The following is a 3,719-nucleotide window of genomic DNA, read 5'->3' on the forward strand; positions in this document are numbered from 1 at the left end:
ATCTCCTCCAGCGAGGCGTCGATGCCGCGCTCGGCGAAGACCGAAGCCGCCATCTCGACCAGGCGGTCGCGGTTGCGTTGCGCATCCGCGCGCAACGGCTTGTCGGCGGCGGCGGGTTTTTGGTCGACGTTTGTGACGGGCTCAAAAGCCAATTTTTTCTCCACCAGGGATATGGGGGCTTGAACCATGCCTGGCCAGCCCCCACGTAAATAAACGGAGGCGCCTCCGTTTTAGTGGAGCACCTTTATCATATAATCAGGGAGCCCGGTATGTCACGTCTTTCGAAACCGCAAGCTGTCAGCTTCCTCACCCGCGGTGGATTGGCTGTCGCCTGACCTTGCCCTTCCCTTCCAAAGCGCCAATTCATTCCCTCAGCGTCAAGCAACTGGAGCCAGACGCCCATGACGAAAATCCCCGTCCATCTCGATATCAACGGCCGGCATCACGAGTTGCAGCTCGAACCGCGTGTCACGCTGCTCGATGCCTTGCGTGACAGGCTCGGCCTGACCGGCACCAAGAAGGGCTGCGACCACGGCCAGTGCGGTGCCTGCACCGTCCATGTCGACGGCGAGCGCGTGCTGGCCTGCCTGATGCTGGCAGCCCAGGCCGAGGGCCGCACCATCACCACCATAGAGGGGCTTGCACGGGAGGGCGAACTGCATCCCGTGCAGGCTGCCTTCCTCGAACAGGACGCCTTCCAGTGCGGCTATTGCACATCAGGCCAGATCATGTCGGCGGTGGCCTGCATCCGCGAGGGCCATGCCGGATCGGACGAGGAAATCCGCGAATACATGGCCGGCAATCTCTGCCGCTGCGGCGCTTATCCGCACATCGTCGCCGCCGTGCGCCAGGCAGCGTTGGAGGCCGCGTCATGAGGGATTTTTCCTACCTTCGCGCCACCTCGGCCGACGCCGCCCGCCAGACGGCCGCGCTCCCCGGCGCCATGCTGCTCGCCGGCGGCACCACGCTGATCGACCTCGCCAAATGCGGCGTCGCCGAACCAGACACGCTGGTCGACATCACCCATCTCGACGGGCTGGACTGGATCGAGATCGACGAGCGCGGCGCCATCATCGGCGCGCTCGCGACGATGAGCCATGTCGCCGATCACGCGGACATCAAGGGCCGCTTCCCCGCCATCTCGGAGGCGCTGTGGCAAGCGGCTTCGGCGCAGATCCGCAACATGGCGACCATCGGCGGCAATCTGATGCAGCGCACGCGCTGTCCCTATTTCCGCGATCCCTCGAACTTTGCCGCCTGCAACAAGCGCGAACCAGGCAGCGGCTGTTCGGCGATCGGAGGCGTCACCAGGGGCCATGCCGTGCTTGGCACCAGCGAGGCCTGCATCGCCATGTATCCCGGCGACCTCGCCGCCGCGCTCGTCGCATTCGACGCAACAGTTCATCTCGGCGATCGGCGCATCCCGGTCGATGACTTTTTCCTGCTGCCCGGCACGACGCCGGGCAAGGAACACGCGATCGAGCCGGGCGAGATGATCACCGCCATCGAAATCCCCTCCTCCGCGGCCGTCCGGCGTTCGACCTATCTGAAGGTCCGCGACCGGCAGTCCTACGAGTTCGCCGCCGCCAGTGCCGCCGTCGGCCTCGAACTGGAAGCTGACGGACGCACCATCCGCGACCTGCGCGTCGCGCTCGGTGGCGTCGCCACCAAACCCTGGCGGGCGCGGGCCGTGGAAGACGCCTTGAAAGGCAAGATGCTGGAGCCGGAAGCTGTTCGCGCCGCCAGCCTGCTCGCCGTCGAAGGCGCTGTCGACCATGGCGCCAACCACTACAAGATCGAGCTCGCGCCGCGCGTCGTCGCACGGGCTATCCTCAAGATGGGAGAAACGGCATGACCGTTCACGACATCAGAGTTGGTGAATCGAAACGAGGCGATGCATCCGACGGCGGCGCCGACGCGGTCGGCGGCCGGCTGTCGCGCGTCGATGGCCCGGCAAAGATCACGGGTGCGGCCAAATACGCCGTCGAGCAGCAGCTCGAAGGGCTCGCCTATGCCGTGCTGGTCGAAAGCACGATCGCATCCGGCAAGGTACGCGCCATCGACAGCAAGGCGGCCGAGGCGGCACCGGGCGTACTCAAGGTGCTGACGCCGGACACCATCATCAGCCTGAAAACCGCCTCGGACTGGTTCGGCACGCCGCCGCCCGACAGTCCCTACTGCCCGCTGGCGCGCGACATCACCTTTTCGGGCCAGCATGTCGCGGCCGTCGTCGCCGAGACCTTCGAGCAGGCCGTGGCCGCCGCGGCGATGGTCAAGATCAGCTACGACGAGACGCCTTCCATCGTCGACCTCAGCGACGGCAAGGCCGGCGACGGCATCCCCGTCGATGCCATGACCAAGGAATGGGGCGACGCCCAGGCCGCCTTCGCCTCGGCCCCGGTGCGGATCTGCGCCGCCTACAACACACCACGTGAATACCAGGCGCCGATGGAGCCGCATGGCCTGATCGCCCGCTGGGAAGGCGACCACCTCACCGTGTGGGAGCCGAGCCAGTGGCTGGACGGCATGGCGCGCACCTATGCCGAATGGTTCGCCGTGCCGTTCGAGAATGTCCGGCTGGTGTCGCCCTATGTCGGCGGCGGCTTCGGTTCCAAGGCGCTGGCGCTCAGCCATGGCGCGATTGCCGCAAGTGCCGCCAAAATGCTTGGCCGGCCGGTGCGGCTGGTGATGACGCGGGCACAGACCTTCACCGGCTATGGTGGCCGCGCCGCGACCCGCCAGACGGTGACGATCGGCGCTGACCATGACGGCCTGATCCAGTCGATCGTGCATCGCGGCGTCAACGAAACGTCGATCGACGGCATGTGGGTCGAGCCGCTGGGCTCGGTCACCTCGATCATGTACGCGACGCCGAACTTCTCCTCCAGGCAGAATGTCGTAAGGGTGAATTCGGTGGTGCCGGGCGCCATGCGCGCGCCGGGCGAAAACCCGTCGGCCTTCGGCATCGAAAGCGCCATCGACGAACTCGCCTACGAGGTCGGCATCGATCCGCTGGAAATCCGGCTGCGCAACTACGCCGAGCAGGATCCGCATGCCAAAAAAGCCTGGTCGACCAGGCAGTTGCGCGAGGCTTTTGCGGCAGGCGCCGAACGCTTCGGCTGGGCCAGGCGCACGCCCGAGCCACGCTCGATGCGCGACGGCAACCATCTGATCGGCTGGGGCGTGGCCGCAGGCACCTATCCGGTGCGGCGCGCCTATGGCGAGGCGGTCGTGCGCATCCTGGCCGACGGCTCGGTCGAGGTCGAAAGCTCCTCGATCGACATGGGTCAGGGCACCTACACCATCCTGGCGCAGACCGCCGCCGAGACGGTTGGCGTAGCCGCCGACGACGTCGTGGTGAAACTGGGGGACTCCCGCTTTGCCCGTGCCGGCGTCTCCGGGGGCTCACGGCTGGCCGGCGTGATGACCGGCGCGGTCTACAAGGCGGCGTCCTCGGCGCTCGACCAGCTGATCGGTCTGGCGATCGGCGATCCGCGCTCGCCCTTCCACGCGCTGCAGGCCAACACTTTGGTCGTCGCCAATGGCCGCATCACCGCGCCACGCGGCGACGGCCCCGATGTCTCGATCGCCGACCTGCTCAAAAGCGTCGGCCGCGACCGCATCGAGGCGACGGGCGACACCATGCCCGCCAATTCGACGGCGGAAGACCGCTACAAGAACTACACCACCATCGCCATGGCGCTGCCGCACACCGAGGG

The 3,719-nt window shown here is 66.8% G+C and carries 3 protein-coding genes and 1 pseudogene; 3 read left to right on the plus strand and 1 reads right to left on the minus strand.

Annotated features, from left to right (window positions below; translation table 11 throughout):
- Positions 1 to 152: pseudogene (locus EOA36_RS38570) on the minus strand (TetR family transcriptional regulator); the annotation flags it as partial.
- Between the two features lie 249 nt (positions 153 to 401).
- Between EOA36_RS38570 and EOA36_RS30480 the strand changes: the two are divergent.
- The 3 genes from EOA36_RS30480 to EOA36_RS30490 all read left to right on the plus strand — a co-directional run.
- The gene (locus EOA36_RS30480; RefSeq protein ID WP_127280642.1) at positions 402 to 875 is read left to right on the plus strand and encodes a (2Fe-2S)-binding protein; all 474 of its coding nucleotides are present in this window, start codon (positions 402 to 404) and stop codon (positions 873 to 875) included.
- Positions 872 to 1,855: a xanthine dehydrogenase family protein subunit M gene (locus EOA36_RS30485; protein WP_127280643.1), complete on the plus strand. Its 984-nt coding sequence runs from the start codon at positions 872 to 874 to the stop codon at positions 1,853 to 1,855. The genes EOA36_RS30480 and EOA36_RS30485 overlap by 4 nt, the downstream gene beginning before the upstream one ends.
- Positions 1,852 to 3,719: xanthine dehydrogenase family protein molybdopterin-binding subunit (locus EOA36_RS30490; protein WP_145969384.1), on the plus strand; the 1,868-nt coding region annotated here is incomplete at its 3' end. The genes EOA36_RS30485 and EOA36_RS30490, both read left to right, overlap by 4 nt.

It is taken from the genome of Mesorhizobium sp. M8A.F.Ca.ET.021.01.1.1 (assembly GCF_003998025.1).
In the GTDB taxonomy this organism is placed as follows: Bacteria; Pseudomonadota; Alphaproteobacteria; order Rhizobiales; family Rhizobiaceae; genus Mesorhizobium.